At 38.8% G+C, this 17,547-nt stretch carries 13 protein-coding genes; 9 read left to right on the top strand and 4 right to left on the bottom strand.

Features of this window, described 5'->3' with window-relative positions:
- Positions 1-124: 124 nt before the first annotated feature.
- From B5X76_RS19875 to rsgA, 4 genes are all read right to left on the bottom strand, one after another.
- A complete protein-coding gene (locus B5X76_RS19875) occupies positions 125-811 on the bottom strand; it encodes a potassium channel family protein (protein ID WP_079645673.1) in 687 nt (228 codons plus the stop codon).
- 131 nt (positions 812-942) lie between these two features.
- A complete protein-coding gene (locus B5X76_RS19880; RefSeq protein ID WP_079645674.1) occupies positions 943-2,730 on the bottom strand; it encodes a TrkH family potassium uptake protein in 1,788 nt (595 codons plus the stop codon).
- Positions 2,731-2,768: 38 nt separating this feature from the next.
- Positions 2,769-4,559, bottom strand: a complete 1,791-nt coding sequence (locus B5X76_RS19885; protein WP_079645675.1) for an AsmA family protein — start codon at positions 4,557-4,559, stop codon at positions 2,769-2,771.
- Between the two features lie 72 nt (positions 4,560-4,631).
- Positions 4,632-5,552 carry a ribosome small subunit-dependent GTPase A gene (gene rsgA, locus B5X76_RS19890; RefSeq protein WP_079645676.1) on the bottom strand — a complete coding sequence of 307 codons (921 nt, stop codon included), beginning with the start codon at positions 5,550-5,552 and terminating at the stop codon, positions 4,632-4,634.
- A gap of 163 nt (positions 5,553-5,715) precedes the next feature.
- On the opposite strand from rsgA, the gene polA reads away from it, so the two are divergent.
- The 9 genes from polA to B5X76_RS19935 all read left to right on the top strand — a co-directional run bounded on the left by polA (position 5,716) and on the right by B5X76_RS19935 (position 17,542).
- Entirely contained in the window at positions 5,716-8,514 is a 2,799-nt protein-coding gene (polA, locus tag B5X76_RS19895; RefSeq protein ID WP_079645677.1) for a DNA polymerase I, read from the top strand.
- Positions 8,515-8,729: 215 nt separating this feature from the next.
- The gene (locus B5X76_RS19900) at positions 8,730-9,857 is read left to right on the top strand and encodes a toxin-antitoxin system YwqK family antitoxin (protein WP_176141149.1); all 1,128 of its coding nucleotides are present in this window, start codon (positions 8,730-8,732) and stop codon (positions 9,855-9,857) included.
- 65 nt (positions 9,858-9,922) lie between these two features.
- Positions 9,923-10,576 carry a phosphatidylserine decarboxylase family protein gene (locus tag B5X76_RS19905; RefSeq protein ID WP_079645679.1) on the top strand — a complete coding sequence of 218 codons (654 nt, stop codon included), beginning with the start codon at positions 9,923-9,925 and terminating at the stop codon, positions 10,574-10,576.
- A 415-nt stretch (positions 10,577-10,991) separates the two neighbouring features.
- Complete coding sequence (locus B5X76_RS19910; RefSeq protein ID WP_317042873.1) at positions 10,992-11,804, top strand: sensor histidine kinase; 813 nt, start codon at positions 10,992-10,994, stop codon at positions 11,802-11,804.
- Between the two features lie 71 nt (positions 11,805-11,875).
- Positions 11,876-12,523, top strand: coding sequence for a DUF47 domain-containing protein (locus B5X76_RS19915; protein ID WP_079645681.1), 648 nt, complete (start codon positions 11,876-11,878; stop codon positions 12,521-12,523).
- A gap of 34 nt (positions 12,524-12,557) precedes the next feature.
- Entirely contained in the window at positions 12,558-13,568 is a 1,011-nt protein-coding gene (locus B5X76_RS19920; RefSeq protein ID WP_079645682.1) for an inorganic phosphate transporter, read from the top strand.
- 269 nt (positions 13,569-13,837) lie between these two features.
- Positions 13,838-15,217 (top strand): OmpA family protein, encoded by a 1,380-nt coding sequence (locus B5X76_RS19925; RefSeq protein WP_079645708.1) that lies wholly within the window; start codon positions 13,838-13,840, stop codon positions 15,215-15,217.
- Between the two features lie 166 nt (positions 15,218-15,383).
- Positions 15,384-16,793 (top strand): tetratricopeptide repeat protein, encoded by a 1,410-nt coding sequence (locus B5X76_RS19930; protein WP_079645683.1) that lies wholly within the window; start codon positions 15,384-15,386, stop codon positions 16,791-16,793.
- Positions 16,790-17,542 carry a shikimate dehydrogenase family protein gene (locus B5X76_RS19935; protein ID WP_079645684.1) on the top strand — a complete coding sequence of 251 codons (753 nt, stop codon included), beginning with the start codon at positions 16,790-16,792 and terminating at the stop codon, positions 17,540-17,542. The genes B5X76_RS19930 and B5X76_RS19935 overlap by 4 nt, the downstream gene beginning before the upstream one ends.
- Positions 17,543-17,547 lie beyond the last annotated feature (5 nt).

Raw genomic sequence — 17,547 nt, forward strand, 5'->3', positions numbered from 1 at the left:
GAAGGTATCACGAGCATTTTTATCATCAATCTCACCGTATCTTCACGGATAAGTTAGCGGTTAATGCCTTTTATTAAAGCCCAAATATAAAATTGATTTTAGTAATATCCTATGGACTTTTGGATTAGTTTCCTTTTTCGATCAATTTTTTAATATCAGAAAGTTCTCCAAATAAAACAAGGAGATCATTCTCCCGGAGTACCGTGTCGGACTTGGCTATGCCAGACGCCTCTTTGCTTTGCACGGTTTTTCCCTTGGAAACGGCGCCAGTGAGGGTAACGGTCGTCAATACGATAACCTTATATCTATTTGTAAGGTCAGCATCTTTGAGCGTCATCCCAACATATTTGGACGGAACTTTCGTCTCTATGATGCTATATCTATCAGAAACCTTGAACGAATCAACAATATCGATATTATCCAACCGCATGGCCAGACGCTCTGCAGCTTCTTCTTCAGGCATGATATATTCATCGATCTGCATGGCCTCCATAACCGTTTTTTGAAGATCAGACACAACCCGTCCAATGATGCGTTTTACACCGAGCTGTTTGACCAAAGCCGTGGTTAATAAGGAAGCTCCCTCGTCTTCGCCAATAGCTATAATCACCGCATCACTATCTTTTAAAGGTAAAGACGAAACGGCCTCTCGATCGGTCGTGTCTAGACAAACCGTATGCGTGATCTTATCCTTTAGCTGCTCCACAATCTGTATCTTCAAATCGGCACCAATGACTTCATGGCCTAACTCGGTAAGATGTATGCCCAATGAACGTCCAAAATGTCCTAATCCCAAAACAATATATTTCATATATAATTATTTCATGATCCGCCAGCTGGCGGATCGGTTTATCTTTTATCTGTCATTAACTTGCCCCGACTGGTTAGGGATAGAATATCCAAACCGAGTGTAACGGACGCACGAATTGTTATTTTTTAACTCTAAAACAGGAGCTTTTCTGTTGGATAAATATAACTTTTGTTCTTCGTGTTTTTGATGAAGGCGACCAGTAAAGTTAACATCCCTACACGCCCCACAAACATGGTAAAAATAATAACGATCTTTCCTGTTGCGCTCAGTGAAGGCGTCACTCCCAAACTAAGCCCACAGGTTGTGTAGGCAGAAACCGATTCAAACAGTAATGCTTTCATCGGTTTACCGGGATCTGAAAAATTAAGGAGAACAAACGAAACCGTAATCGTCAATACCGAGAGAACTATGATGGCAAAAGCTTTATTGACGGACTCGGAAGCAATCTTGCGTTTAAAAAGCTCGATTGAATCTTTACCTCTCGCCAATGAAAAAATGTTCATAAAGGCTATGGCTACGGTAGTGACCTTAACACCCCCTCCTGTAGACCCAGGCGATGCACCGATCCACATTAATGTGGTTAGCATAATCAACGTCGGGGTACTTACAAAGTTGACATCCACACTGTTAAACCCCGCCGATCGTGAGGCATTTGCCATAAAAAGCGATGTCACCCACTCACCGAAAATATTTTTATCCGGGACTAAGGTGTTATTCTGTTCCATTAAAAAGTAAGATCCCGTAGCCAAAATGACCACGATGGCATTACATAAGAGTATAAATTTGGTGTTAAAACTAAAAGGCTGCGCCTTATGCTTGTACCGCTTTTTGAGGAATAACAAGCAGATAATAGCATTCGCCTTTCCTTTGAGATAAGTATAAAAATTGTAAACTGTGCCAAACCCTAATCCTCCCAAAACAAAAATCAGCGTCAAGACAATTTGAAAATTATAATTGTAGCGGTATTCAGGATTCGTAATACCATCTGAAAGAATAGAAAACCCGGCATTACAGAAAGAAGAAATAGCATGGAAGGCCGCAAAAAAAACACGCTCTCCGGTACTATCAAATAACATGGGATCCAATGTAAAATAAATAAAAGCACCACCTATAAGCTCGAACAGTAAGGTGATAAATATGATAGTCAATAACGTCGAAACAACGTCATTAAGTTTATTTTCACCCAAAATCTCCCCGAACATCAATTGGTTTTTAAACGAAAACCCTCCTGAGAAAAAGTACCCAAAAAACCCGGTAAAAGTCATAATCCCTAATCCGCCAACCTGAATCAACAGCATAATGATTGTCTGTCCGAACAATGAAAAGTTGGTCGAGATATCTGTTACCGAGAGTCCTGTAATGCATACGGCACTTGTCGCCATGAAAAAAGCATCTACAAAACTAAGTGGCGCCTCTAACGTTGTCCGTGGCAACATCAACAACACGGTACCGATTAGGATCAGGCCTATAAAACTAATCACAAATAGTATGGTCGGATTGAAATAGAAGTTATCAAAGAATAGACTGCTCTTGGAAAGTTCTGACAAGAAGACAATACCAATTCCTAGATACAGCCACTCGTCTTTGGCAAGATAAGCTAACCAAGTACTACCTGTAATGCGTGAAAATAGGATAACCAAAAAATACAGAATGACAACAATGCCTGAATAATGGGATACCGCGATTCCTTTTACCGCAAAAATAGATGAAGATGTACGAAGGATCTCTAGTACAAAAAGACCATAAAACATAGCGGAGATGGCCTTTTTAGTATATTCCGCTATATCCGGATTGGTAATATAGCCTATATGTACCAGTACGGTAAGCGCGCAGACCATACTGACATAAAACATGATAAGGTCTACAACTTTGTAACGGTACCGAAACACGAATTTTAAAAAATCTGCTATAGACTTCATCCTACAAACATAGTAATATATATTCTTGCGGAGAACGATTAGGGCTTGCTTTCTTCGGGTTTCTCTTTTTTCTTAAACAATCCTTTGAAAAATTTCCCCGTCTTTTCAACAACACCCTTAGCTTCAGAACTAACTTCCTTTACTGTTTCGGCAGTGCCAATTAACTTGGCTTCCCGCTCTGGGCTGATACCGGCACACTGCTTTATACCCTCAAGAAGACTCTGCCATACGGTTTTAAAGAAGGTGTGCTCAGGCACCCTCCTGTAATTTATTTTTCCGACATGATATATCTCATTGGCATCTGGATTACTATCATTTATCAAAATCTGATTCACCAAAAATGCGACTATTTTTGACTTCTTTCCATTCTCCTTTTTTGGTAGATCAATTTTCAAGTCATTATAATCAAACTTAAAGCTTCCCCAATTTTTGCGGTCTGTTCCTTCCATATTGTAGGCTATTTTTTTGATGTTTCCAGAAGCAATGCCCACATTGAGCAATGGTTGTAGAATCCGGTTGAATGCCGTAGCATTCATCGCGCCTAAAGTGCCGCTATAGGTATGGTATCCATTTTTGCTAAGCATATCGAAACCAAATTTGGCATGGAGACGCCCGCTATCCATCACCTTTGCAACCAGATCCGCTCGCATAAACTTATTCTTCTTTAGGGCAGTTGTATCATTGGTCACATTGGTAAGGGCACCTCTAGCCCCATCGAAACTGATAGATCCCTCTCGACCAAACTTGGCGCTGAACTCGTGATAAGTAACTCTAATATTGTCCACCAAAACAGTATCCAAACGAAGTAATTTTTTGGCATTCATTAATTGTTGATGCGGGGAGTGCCCTACTTTGACAACGGGGTACTTGGGATACCTCTTATCTGCGGATAAATCTACTGAACCATTCTTTATCTGAACTTTAGAAGCAACGGTCTGCTGATTGTCAATCAATCTCCGGAAATCCAAGTGTTCTATGCGTAACGTATCAAAGGCTAAAACAGCCATTGTTACATTTTGCTTTTTTTGCTTAAAAAAAGCGCTTTTACCCATCTTGGGACCATAAAAAACTTTCGTGAACAGCACATTCTGTTCTCTTGTATTTATTCTTAGACTTTCGAACCTTGCTCGATAATAGCCATCTGGCAAGTCATATTCAAATTTGGGAATCTGAACATCGACCATTTTCGTATAGTAAAGTCTAGAAGTATCGGCCAGTGAAGTCTCATCAACCAATACGTCATGCACATTAATATTCACTTGATCGAGGCTAATAGCGCTTGTATGCCCTTCTTCAATCTTGGAATATTTGAATTTTACGTTGTCAATTTTGATATCCTTTACATTAATAGATTTAAAGATATCTTTTACATTTTCATATAAGGTCTTTTGAGCTTGATCAGATATCGTATCGTTGTACGCGTGATACTCACTGATGAGATGTATGCTGGGCTCTTCAAAAACTATACTCTTAATATTTAAGCGCTTATCAGACAGAACATCCATAAGACTAAAACGCCTTATTTTCAACGTCTTCAGCTTTATATGATAACGATTATTCGGAGCTTTTTTTGACAACACCTGCTGTTGGTATACCGCAGAGTCGGGAATCAATTCGGCATTCCACAAAGTAGCGTTCCCCAATGCTATATTTAGATCTAAATCGTCATATTTCAAGGTATACAATCCTCCTGTAGATTTATGCACGACTTCCTTAAGTTTCGTCTCCACTATAGGTTTCCAGTTTCGCCCATAATACCATACCAGAGCCAATATCCCTAAAACAAGAACCGAAAAAACGATGAGAACCCACTTCCAAAGAGACTTCATAAATATTCTAATTTATTAATTTGGAATAAAACAAGCCAAAATGGCTTTTTGTTTTCAACCGATCAATCAGAATCAATTACGATTGTCTTCATTGTTGTACATACTAAGGTAACTGTCGTAGCGAGACTCTTCGATCGTCCCCTGTTCGACCGCTTCCAACACGACACAACCAGGTTCATTAATATGACGGCAGTTATTAAACTTACATTTGTTGAGATAAAGTCGCATCTCTGGAAAAAAATGAGACAGCTCTCCCTTCTCGATATCCACAATCCCCAATTCGCGAATACCAGGCGTATCAATAAGTTTGCCCCCAAAAGGTAACTCGATCATTTCAGCAAATGTTGTCGTATGCTTCCCTTTATCAGACCAGTCTGAAATCTGTCCGGTACGTAGCTGTGTCCCTGGCACTATTCGATTAATAAGTGTCGATTTGCCCGCTCCAGAATGACCTGACAAGAGCGTCACTTTATCCTTTAAAATATGCTCCAATGTATCCACATGTGTCCCTTCTAATGCTGAAACCTCATAACAGGCATAACCTATATTCTCGTAGATAGCTTTGTATTCTTTTAGTATTTCTTTCCCTTCATCACTGAAAAGGTCTAATTTGTTAAACACCAATACGGCAGGGATACCATAGGCCTCCGCTGTAACTAAAAACCGGTCTATAAACCCGAGAGAGGTTGGCGGAGAAGCCAAGGTAACAAGCAAAACAGCCTGATCAAGATTAGCTCCCAAAATCTGTGTTTGCTTAGATAGATTGACTGATCTTCTGATAATATAGTTTTTCCGAGGCTCTAGGGTAGTAATGATTCCTGTTTGCTCTGATTCTTCAAGATCAAAGTCAACCCAGTCGCCAACAGCAATAGGGTTTGTCGTTTTGATACCCTTTGTTCTGAATTTTCCTTTGATACGACAATCATAAGAAACTCCGTCGTCTCCTAACACTTGATACCAACTTCCTGTTGATTTTGTCACCAAACCTCTCATTTCCTATTTATGCTTGTTTATTTAAGTAATCTCCCGAACTCTCACAAAAGTCGCAAAAAATATCAATATTATTACTTATTATCCACGCTGCTTCATTGATCTTGGTTATATGTAGTTGATGAAGGTTTTATTACCTTTGTGTGTATACATAAATTTACTCTTTGTGAAAAAACTATTTCTTTTGGATGGGATGGCCCTTATTTATAGAGCATATTTTGCACTAAACAAGGTCCCTAGACTAACATCATACGGGCTCAACACTGGTGCTATTATGGGCTTTACAAACACGTTATTGGAGGTTTTGAAAAATCAGAACCCCAGCCATATTGCCGTAGTCTTTGATACCGCAGCTCCAACCAATCGTCACACCGAGTTTGAAGCTTACAAAGCACATCGTCAAGAGATGCCGGAAGACCTCTCCAAATCCATACCTTATATATTTAAACTGGTCGAAGGATTTAATATCCCCTTGATTACAATGGATGGCTATGAAGCGGACGATATCATCGGCACTTTGGCCAAACAAGCCGAAAAAGAAGGATTTACCGTGTACTGTATGACGCCAGACAAGGATTTTGGGCAGTTAGTATCTGACAATATCTTTATTTATAAACCAGCCCGGATGGGTAATGGTGCTGAGGTGCAAGGCGTGCCTGAGATATTGGAAAAATGGGAAATAGATGATGTAACACAGGTAATCGATATCTTGGGGCTTTGGGGAGATGCTGTGGATAACATTCCCGGCATTCCAGGAATTGGCGAAAAAACTGCGAAAAAGCTAGTTAAAGAGTTTGGAAGTGTTGAAGGTTTGATTGCCAACTCGGACAAACTCAAGGGTAAACAGCAGGAAAATGTAATCAACTTTGCGGAACAAGGACTTATCTCAAAAAAACTAGCTACTATACTTTTAGACGTTCCGGTAACACTAAATGAGGAGCAACTTCAGGTGACCGCTCCCAATAAAGAACTTTTAGAACCTCTATTTGCGGAACTGGAGTTCCGTACGTTAGGCAAGCGGGTATTTGGAGACGATTTTTCAACAATTGACAACTCTACAAAGGCAAATTCAGCTCAAATGGATTTATTTGCCGTAGAGCAACCAACCGACTCAAACATAGCGGAGCAGCCCACAGCTATCCTCTCGCCCAACTTAACAATTAAAGATACTGAACATGATTACGTTCTTATCGATAATCCGGAAAAAATAGAAGAGCTAGCGAACACATTGTCTCAACAAACAGCAATTTGCTTTGATACTGAATCAACAGGAATTGACCCACTTCTTGCAGATATTGTTGGCCTTTCTTTTTCATTTGAAAAAGGCAAAGCCTACTATGTTCCAACACCAGCTGACGCAAAGCAAGCTCAGCTCATTGTTGATAGCTTCAAACCAATTTTTGAAAACAAGTCTATACAGAAGATCGGGCAAAATCTAAAATACGACATCTTGCTTCTCTCCAGATACGGTGTACGCATACAAGGACCGCTCTTTGACACCATGCTTGCCCATTATCTGATTGACCCTGATACGCGTCATGGTATGGATATCTTATCAGAAACATACCTAGGCTACACCCCCATATCTATAACAGAGCTAATAGGCAACAAGGGTAAGAACCAAGGAAATATGCGCGATGTAGCTATCGAAATAGCAAAAGATTACGCCGCAGAAGATGCAGATATCACTTGGCAACTGTATGAAAAGTTTGAGCCACTCTTGTCTGAAACAGCCACAAAATCGCTCGCTGAACAAGTGGAGTTCCCCTTGGTATATGTGCTTTCCGAAATGGAAAAAAATGGAGTAAAGATTGATACCGATACTTTAAAAGCTTTTTCCCTGTCTTTGGAAAAAGATATAGCTTCAATCGAGCAGAGGATCTACGATAAAACGGGAACAAAATTCAATATTGCCTCACCAAAACAACTGGGTGAAATCTTATTTGACAAGTTACAATTGGATCCTAAGGCAAAAAAGACAAAAACAGGACAGTATAAGACCGGAGAAGAAGTGCTCGTTGCTCTTGCCCATAAATCAGACATTGCACAGGACATATTAGACTTTAGACAGTATCAAAAACTGAAATCAACATATGTCGATGCGCTTCCTACACTTATCAACCCTGAAACAGGACTGATCCATACATCGTACAATCAAGCTGTAGCCGCCACCGGCCGCCTAAGCTCGACGAATCCCAATCTTCAAAACATACCGATACGTACAGAGAAAGGACGTGAGGTACGTAAAGCTTTTGTACCGCGCTCGGAAAACCACACTATACTGTCGGCCGATTATTCGCAAATTGAGCTTCGTATTATGGCTGAGTTGAGTCAAGACGAAAACATGCTTGAAGCATTTATCAAAGGTTATGATATCCACCGGGCTACTGCGGCCAAGGTTTACAACGTCGATCTGGACGAGGTCACTTCAGATCAACGTCGTAATGCAAAAGCGGTCAACTTCGGTATTATCTATGGACAATCTGCATTCGGCCTCTCGCAGAATCTAGGTATTTCACGTCGTGAAGCAGCAGATATCATTGATCAATACTTTGCACAATATAGTGGTGTTAGAGCGTATATGTCCAAAGCGGTGGAATCGGCTAAAGAAAAGGGTTACGCAGAAACTATTCTGAAACGAAGACGCTACCTGAGAGACATCAATTCAGCGAACATGACTGTAAGAGGCTTTGCTGAGCGCAACGCAATCAATGCTCCAATTCAGGGATCTGCCGCAGATATGATCAAAATCGCCATGATTCAAATCCAAAAGGATATTGAAGACCAAAAACTATCAGGCAAAATGATCATGCAGGTGCATGATGAACTTGTATTTGATGTTCCTAAAAATGAAGTAGAAACCTTCAAACGCATAATTTCGGAACGAATGACTAAAGCCATCACACTGCGGGTGCCTATTGAAGTAGAAATAGGCGAGGGCTCAAACTGGCTAGAGGCACATTAAAACACTGCATGAAATATCCATATAGCAGAAACTACACAAATACGAAGGAACATAATTACTTCGTGAGCTCGTTACACTAGGTTTGGATCCGCCAACTGGCGGATCATCAAGTAATTATATACATATGAAATATCCATGTAGTACAGACTGCACAAACACGAATGAGTATAATTTGGATATTCCATATGACAACTGAAAAATCAAATTATATACATATGAAAAAAGCTATTTATTTGATTACCGTATTATCAACCTTGCTTTTTAGTCTCAAAGCGCAAGACAATAAGCCATTGTACTTCGAAAAAGCTCCTAATGATATGATGCGCTTTTATTTCGACCAGAACTATTATCTGGTTGACAAAAACTGTGAATTCAAGTATATAGAGCGTGTTTCATCTTTTGACATAAAAACAAATAAGTTTGAAGGCTTAGTTAGAGACTTCGATCCTAATGGTCGGGTTATACTTTCGGGGCAATACCAAAATGGCAAAAAACAGGGGGATTTTAAAGCATATCACCCAAATGGAGCCTTAAAATGGGAGTCCACCTTTGTGGATGATGTCGCTACTGGCTCATGGAAATACTATTATCCAGACGGCAAGCCAATGTTATTCATCACGCTGGGGCCATCTGATTTTCATATCAATCAATATTGGGATCGAAAAGGACAGCAGCAAATCAAAGATGGCGAAGGAACCTATGATATCGATCTTCCCATAGTTGGTTTCACTGAACATGGCTATACCCGGTTTAACAGACGCGGCAAGGTCAAAAATGGACTTCCAGAAGGCTTGTGGTATGTTTCTTTTGTAGAAGAGGGAAAAAGGAGAATTCAAACCCACCTATTAACAGAGCAATATGAAAACGGGCAGCTAAACGGGCAACGCTTTGAGGAGGGCTTCAATCATTTATTGATTGCTAAAGAAGATTTTGTATTCACTCCAAATGACTACTTTCCTCGCGCGGAGCACCTGTTAAGCAAGAAATGTTCATTTGATGAGTTTACAGGTTTTAATATCTTTATTGCAAATAAGTTTGTTCAGTACTTGGAGCAATTTTCTTTTCAAAGTAATCAAGATATAGAAACGGCCTTAAGTTACCATGTAAAGGTGTCGAAAAAAGGTATCCCCTCTTCGGCGACACTACTCGATACAGAAAACATACTTTCTAAGGAAGAGAAAAACATCTTCGAACGCATGATTAATCAGATCGGATATTACCTCCCTTCTTATTCGGAAGGCGAACCTATCGCTGACACATTAATTATCACATTTACGCTTCAGACAAAAGGAGAAAAGACTCACATCGCTCCCGTGCAGATACAACGTCAAAAGGGAATCTAGGATTTTTACATGAATTTATCTATGTTTGCAGAATTAAAAGGCATATAAAATATAACGATTGACATATGAAGTTTCACAAAGAAGGATATACAAGTTTAGCATTAGTTGTTCTATTTATATTCATCATTAATGCGGTTGCTGATTATTACGATGCCAATCAAATCATCAAGTGGTTCTTGTACGCTGTATCTGCATTTTTGTTTATCGTTATAGTACAGTTTTTTAGAAGCCCTATTAAGAAAATACAAATCGATGCTGATGCGGTACTGTGTCCAGTGGACGGGAAAGTAGTTGTCATTGAAGAGACAGAAGAAAACGAATATTTTAAGGATAAAAGAATCCAGGTTTCGATTTTTATGTCACCGATCAATGTTCATGTGACTAGAAACCCTATATCTGGTATCGTTACTTTTTTCAAATACCATCCCGGCAAATTTCTGGTAGCCTGGCATCCAAAATCCTCTACGGACAACGAGCGCACAACTATAGTTGTAAAAAAGGATAACGGAGTTGAAGTTCTTTTTCGGCAAATTGCAGGTGCTTTGGCACGCAGAATCGTATGGTATGTCAAAGAAGAACAACCTGTAACACAAGGAGACGAATTCGGATTCATTAAATTTGGATCTAGAGTCGATGTTTTTCTACCTCTAGGCACGAAAATAAATGTCGCAATCGGAGACAAAACAGTAGGAGGAAAAACTGTGATCGCAAGATTTTAATATAAGCTTAACATTAATATTCCTATTTTTAGCGGTGTAATAATCGGGCATCAGTAGAACTGCTCTTGATTATTACACTTTATTTTTCTGAAAGTGTGTATTTTCAGAGGCCATCAAGAACTTTCATCTCTGTTGCTGATTCAATGGAATCATGAAAGTTTTATTCTCGAATATTTAACTACAAAAGTCTTTTATGAACTTTAGGCTCCTTGTTTTCTACATCGCTTTAATTATCTCCACGGCTCTAGCACTTGTGAGCATGTACTATGAAAGCAGCTGGAACCACTTCTTTATTATACTATCTGTATCTTTTGTTATTTCTTTTATCATACTCAGCAATGTCTTAAATCAGTATATAAACAACAGAATAAGTAACATTTATAAACTAATCCGCAGCTTAAAGCTGGGAAAAGATATGAAAGAAGTACTTGCAGAGCATGCCAGTGATGACCCAATAAAAGGAGCGGAACAAGAGGTAAGAGACTGGGCGAAACAGAAGTCTACTGAAATAGATCAGCTGAAAGCGCAAGAAAAATTCAGGAGAGAATTTTTATCGAATATCTCACACGAATTTAAAACACCTCTTTTTGCAATACAAGGATATATTGAGACACTGCAAGACGGAATGATGGCAGACGACCCTGAGATGTCATTGGTCTTTCTTGATAAAGCCTCCAAAAACATCGATAGGTTGACTTATCTGATTAACGACCTTGATGAAATCTCAAAGCTTGAATCTGGAAAAATATCGCTAAATATTCAAAAGTTCGACATTATCGAATTAATAAATGAAACGATTGACCATCTTATTGATAAAGCAAATAGAAATAACATCAAGATTATTTTCAATACAAAGCCAAATCAAACCATACAAGTAAAAGGTGACCGTTTGAAAATCCAACAGGTTCTTGTCAACCTCATAGACAACTCGTTAAAATATGGCAAAAATGGAGGAAAAACCACAATTAGCATATTCCACCTATTAGATCAAGTGTTAGTCGAAGTTACAGATAATGGCTATGGAATCGAGGAGAAAAACTTACCAAGAGTATTTGAACGTTTCTTCAGAACAGACAAAAGCCGATCTCGAGATATTGGAGGCTCAGGCCTAGGACTATCGATAGTTAAACATATTTTAGAAGCGCATCAACAAACGGTCAATGTACGCAGTACAGAAGGAATAGGTACAACTTTTGGCTTTACCCTATCCAAATCCAAAAACATTTAATAAAGCAATGTTTTAAAACTTAACATTAACTTAACATTAGGATTATACTTTTGCATCAAAATAAAAGTATTATGTCTTTAAATAGCATCTTTCAGTACTTTGTCCCTAAGGACAAAAAGTTCTTTCCCCTGTTTGAACAAGCTGGTGCCAATCTAATAGAGATGGCTAGACTCCTCAACATTTCAGTAAATAGCACTAATCTAGAAGAAAGAAAAGAACTTTCTAAAAAACTAGAAGACCTCGAACATGTTGGAGATAATATCACACACCAAATCCACCTTGAACTAGGACGAAACTTCATCACGCCATTTGACCGTGAAGATATCCACGCTTTAGCGAGTTCATTGGATGATGTTGCTGACTTTATACACGGAGCTTCAAATAGAATGCAACTGTACAAAGTAGAGAAGCCAACGGAGCCGATGATTGAAATCACAGCACTGATTTTGGAAGCGACAGAGCATGTTGCTAAAGCCTTATTTGAGCTGAAAGATCTTAAGAACATCCGAAACATAACGGATTCTTGTGTACGCATTAATAGTGTAGAGAATAAAGCGGATTATATTTTCGACAAAGCTGTTGCAGATTTATTTGAATATGAAACGGATGCTATTTCGTTGATCAAACAAAAAGAAGTTTTATCTGCAATGGAAGATGCTACAGACAAATGCGAAGATGTAGCAAATGTGTTGGAAAGTATTCTTGTTAAAAATGCCTAATTAAGGCATGTTAACTATACATAATTAATTTATCATGATCACGACTTTATTAGTTGTTGTTATTGTATTAGCGATAGCCTTTGATTATATCAATGGGTTTCATGATGCTGCCAATTCAATTGCAACTATCGTATCAACCAAAGTATTAACACCATTTATGGCTGTACTTTGGGCCGCTCTTTTCAATTTTGTGGCTTATTTTGTCTTTACAGACCACAAAGTAGCCAATACTATTGCAAAAACAGTAATCGAACAATATATTACACTTGAGGTAATATTTGCCGGATTAGTAGCGGCTATATCTTGGAATTTATTTACTTGGTACTATGGTATCCCATCTTCCTCATCGCACACATTGATCGGTGGCTTTGCAGGATCGGGAATGGCATATGCCCTTTTTCTAGGCGCCAATCCTTTGGACGCAATCAACTTGAGTGCTACGCTAAAGATTCTTTCTTTTATAATCTTAGCACCAGTCATAGGAATGACAATAGCTATTATCATTACGCTTATTATCATTAATATCTGCAAAAAAACCAGACCTAGTGTTGCTGAAAGATGGTTTAAAATCTTACAGCTAATTTCCTCTGCTGGTTTAAGTTTTGCTCACGGAGGTAATGATGCCCAAAAGGTAATGGGTATTATCGCAACCGCGCTAATAGCTCAGGGGGTAATCGGAAGTTTTGAAGAAATGCCCGAATGGGTTCCCTTGTCTTGTTATGTAGCTATTGCTGCCGGAACGATGAGTGGGGGTTGGAAAATTGTGAAAACAATGGGTACCAAAATCACTAAGGTTACTCCTTTGGAAGGCGTTAGTGCTGAGACTGCTGGAGCAATAACGTTAGGTATCACCGAACATTTTGGAATACCGGCATCAACCACACACACGATTACAGGATCCATCATTGGAGTAGGTGTTGTAAAAAGAGTCTCTGCTGTGCGCTGGGGAGTAACAATCAGTTTGCTGTGGGCATGGATACTTACGATACCCGTAAGTGCAATATTGGGTGGATTGACTCTAGCGGTTCTACATTACATCCTATAATGACGCTAATACTGCAATTATTTTGAACATTATACGTTAGACAATGTAGCTTTTGCGCTACATTGTCTTTCTTTTTTATCGAAAGACAAACAAATTTGAGTGAAATATTTGTTATATAACAGACAAATAAGTAATTTTACCTATTATTTAACAACAAAATGTGCGCTACATTATTTTTTCAACGTGATTTAATTTTTTGGCACCGTTATTGTTAAGTTATGTTAAAAATGAGAACAATTAAAAATTTTAATAACCTTAAACAAAAGAGTATGAACTATTCTACAATTAAAAAAACAGCTGTTGCAGCTTCTTTAGTAGCCGCTTTAGGTTTTGCTGAAACTGCTCAAGCTCAAACTCCAACTGTATTTGGTGGTAGATCACAATACAGAACTTGGTCTATCGGCTTACAAGGTGGTATCACTACCCCTAACGCATTAGTTGGTGGATCTAACAACTTTGGTCAAAAAGTTGGTTACTTCCAAAACAAAGTTGGTGAGTACTATGGTTTGACTATCCGTAAACAATTCTCTCACCTATTCGGTTTAGAGTTAGAAGGTAACCGTGGTAGAATCAAAACTTACAACCACGACATGGTGACTGCACCAGAAACAGCTAACGGAGCAAAATCTGCTGAAACTCGCGTTAATTGGGCCGCTAGTGTGAACGGTGTATTCCAATTGGGTACTATCGACTTCTTAAGAAGAGAAAATGCAGTTAACTTCTACGCTAAAGTAGGTTTAGGTGTATTAGCGAACAACCCAGTTCAATTCGCAAACAATGATTTCACAGGTACTGAAGTTTACAACAACGAAGGTAAATGGGGATCTGAAATCTTTGGAGATCGTGAGCCAGTAGGTGATAGAGATAACAAATTAGCTGCTTACGTTCCTGTAGGTGTTGGTGTTAAATTCAAATTATCTGAAGTTGTAGCATTGAACTTAGGTTACACAATGAACTTCACTGATGATAACTTACTTTACGGACCAGGTCGTTCAGACGTAAAAGGTAAATTCTCTAACGTTTACGGTGGTTTAGAATTCACTTTAGGTTCAAGAGACAAACAAAACTTGACTTTTGCTAACCCAGTTGCTACAATGTACGATGAGTTAAAAGATCCTTCATTACGTAACGAAGTTGAAGCATTAAAACAACGCGTTTCTTCATTAGAAGGTACTGTTGATGCTTTAGGTAAAGATTCAGACGGAGACGGTGTATCAGATAAATTTGACAAATGTCCTAACACTCCTGCTGGTACAGTAGTTGATGGTTCTGGATGTCCAATCAAATTCCCTGAGCCAGTTGTTACTCCAGGTGCTACTACAGGTGCATACTACGCTCCAATTCAATTTGAATTCGATAGCTCAGTATTGAAAACTTCTTCTTACGCTACTTTAGATAAATTAGCTAAAGAAATCCGTGATAACAAATCATCTGTTACTTTAGACGGATACGCGTCTGCAGAAGGTTCTGAGTCATACAACATGAACTTATCTAAAGACCGCGCTAATGCAGTAAAACAATACTTAGTAAATGCTGGTGTATCCGCATCTAGCATTAACGCTAACGGTTACGGAGAGGCTAACCCAATTGCATCAAATGCAACTGAAGAAGGTCGTGTTCAAAACCGTCGTGTTGAGATCAAAAAATAATCATACACTAGTATAATTATTACGAATAATAAACCGCCCCGAAATTCGGGGCGGTTTTATTTTTTTTAAACCTTTTCCTCTTTTTACACTCTGTATGTTAATATGTGGAAAAGAAATTTGAATAGGTTTAATTTAAAAAGTGTATTTTTCACTAAATAGATACGATATGGAAGAGGAATTTGAGTTTGGATCGCCGGAGGAGCAAAAGGAATCTGTAAATCGTTACGAAGAAATGATTCGGAATGACGATCAATACTTCTTTGACTCGGCGGCTTTTGATAGCATAATAGACTACTATACGGAAAAAAATGATCCGTCAAAAGCACTGCAAGTGATTGATTTCGCGAGCAATCAGCATCCTTTTGAAACATCATTCCTATTAAAGAGGGCACAACTTCTTGCTTCTATTCAGCAGTATGAAAAAGCACTAGAAGCTCTACTCAAGGCCGAATTACTCGAACCCTCAGATGGCGATATACAGCTTATCAGAGGATCTATATTTGCTTCTACCGGTCGCTATCAAGAAGCCGAAGAAGCACTGTTAGCGGCGCTCTCAAACGCAGAAAACAAAGAAGATGTTTATTATCAACTTGCAGGTCTTTATCAACTACAGGGCAATTATGAACAAGCTGTTACTTTCTTAAGAAAAACACTGGAAATCAATTTAGAAAATCAAGATGCATTATATGAACTTGCTTTTTGTTATGATATCCTGGACAGACAAGAAGAGAGTATCACCTTCTACAATGAATTTATTGATAGAGACCCCTACTCCTTCATCGCTTGGTATAACCTTGGGAATGCATACCACAAAATGTCCCGCTTTGAGGAAGCTATTGATGCATATGATTACTCCATATTAATACAGGAAAACTTCGCATCTGCCTACTTTAATAAGGGCAATGCACTCGTCAATCTGGACAAATACTCCGAAGCAATCCTTGTCTATAAACAAACATTTGAGTATGAACCTCCAAATGCAGACACCTATTGTGCCATTGGAGAGTGCTACGAGAAATTGGAGCAGATGGACACTGCAAGAGACTACTACAAAAAAGCGGTTAAACTAGACAGCGGTCTATCAGACGCTTGGTTTGGTATTGGTGTCACATTGGACTTTGAAGATCGCTACTTTGAATCGCTCCATTTTTATAAAAAAGCACTGGAGCTCGAAGACGATAACCCAGACTATTGGTTTGCAATAGCTGACGCAAGGTATAAATTGGGGCAGGTTGAGGAGTCTGAAGCAGCCTATTCTAAGGTCGTGGAGCTTAATCCTACAGATATCGATGCTTGGCTAGATTTTTCATCGATATATTTTGAGCAAAAAAAGCTAATAGAAGCTATCGAAACGATGTCTGAGGCGATAAAATGCAATCCTGACAGCGCCGAGTTGTATTACAGGCTTGTGGCCTACCTATTTGCTAATGGTCAGTACAACGAAGCGTTGAATTTTCTAGAATTGGCCCTTTCATTCGGACCAGAAAAGCACCACATTCTTTTTGATTACCTACCTCAGTTACAAGGAAATCCGATTGTTTCAGAAATTATAAAAAAATACACGTCCAATTCATGATAAAACTAGGCTTAATCGGATTCCCATTAGGGCATTCTTTCTCAAAGAACTACTACTTATCAAAATTTGAACGAGAAAATATCACAGGGATAGATTATGACCTCTACTCCCTACCAAATATTGAAGAATTTGCAGACCTAATTAAAAAGGACAGCCGTTTTCACGGATTTAATGTCACTATACCATACAAACAATCCGTACTTAAATTTGTAACGGCTCTCTCTGTAGAGGCAGAAGAAATAGGAGCCGTAAACTGCCTCACCATACATCGCCGAGACGACACTACAATCGCGATCAAAGGATACAATACAGATGCTTTTGGTTTTCAAAAATCATTAGAACCTTTGCTAACCGACAAACACAATCGTGCACTTGTATTAGGCAATGGTGGAGCAGCCAGGGCAGTTTGCTATGTCCTTAATAAATTGGATATCCCTTATTTACTCGTTAGCAGAAATCGTGAAAATGGCGACATTACATATAGTGACTTGGATCAAAAAATCATTGAAGATCATCAAATTATCATAAATTGCTCTCCTGTAGGCACATTTCCAAATGCAGACGAGTGTCCTAATATTCCCTATGAATTTATTACAGCCGATCACTTGCTCTACGATTTAATATACAACCCAGAAGAGACCCTTTTTCTCCAGAATGGTAAAGAGCGGCATGCTGTCACAAAAAATGGTTATGAAATGTTAGTTCTACAAGCTGAAAAGAACTGGCAAATATGGAAGGAAACCTTTTAAACAAC

It is taken from the genome of Sphingobacterium nematocida (assembly GCF_900168125.1).
Lineage (GTDB): Bacteria > Bacteroidota > Bacteroidia > Sphingobacteriales > Sphingobacteriaceae > Sphingobacterium > Sphingobacterium nematocida.

Excerpts from the sequence above, each read along its gene's own strand:
- B5X76_RS19875 (WP_079645673.1), bottom strand. The coding sequence starts at position 811 with ATGAAATATATTGTTTTGGGATTAGGACATTTTGGACGTTCATTGGGC.
- B5X76_RS19880 (WP_079645674.1), bottom strand. The coding sequence starts at position 2,730 with ATGAAGTCTATAGCAGATTTTTTAAAATTCGTGTTTCGGTACCGTTAC.
- B5X76_RS19885 (WP_079645675.1), bottom strand. The coding sequence starts at position 4,559 with ATGAAGTCTCTTTGGAAGTGGGTTCTCATCGTTTTTTCGGTTCTTGTT.
- rsgA (WP_079645676.1), bottom strand. The coding sequence starts at position 5,552 with ATGAGAGGTTTGGTGACAAAATCAACAGGAAGTTGGTATCAAGTGTTA.
- B5X76_RS19900 (WP_176141149.1), top strand. The coding sequence starts at position 8,730 with ATGAAAAAAGCTATTTATTTGATTACCGTATTATCAACCTTGCTTTTT.
- B5X76_RS19905 (WP_079645679.1), top strand. The coding sequence starts at position 9,923 with ATGAAGTTTCACAAAGAAGGATATACAAGTTTAGCATTAGTTGTTCTA.
- B5X76_RS19910 (WP_317042873.1), top strand. The coding sequence starts at position 10,992 with ATGAAAGAAGTACTTGCAGAGCATGCCAGTGATGACCCAATAAAAGGA.
- B5X76_RS19915 (WP_079645681.1), top strand. The coding sequence starts at position 11,876 with ATGTCTTTAAATAGCATCTTTCAGTACTTTGTCCCTAAGGACAAAAAG.
- B5X76_RS19920 (WP_079645682.1), top strand. The coding sequence starts at position 12,558 with ATGATCACGACTTTATTAGTTGTTGTTATTGTATTAGCGATAGCCTTT.
- B5X76_RS19925 (WP_079645708.1), top strand. The coding sequence starts at position 13,838 with ATGAACTATTCTACAATTAAAAAAACAGCTGTTGCAGCTTCTTTAGTA.
- B5X76_RS19930 (WP_079645683.1), top strand. The coding sequence starts at position 15,384 with ATGGAAGAGGAATTTGAGTTTGGATCGCCGGAGGAGCAAAAGGAATCT.
- B5X76_RS19935 (WP_079645684.1), top strand. The coding sequence starts at position 16,790 with ATGATAAAACTAGGCTTAATCGGATTCCCATTAGGGCATTCTTTCTCA.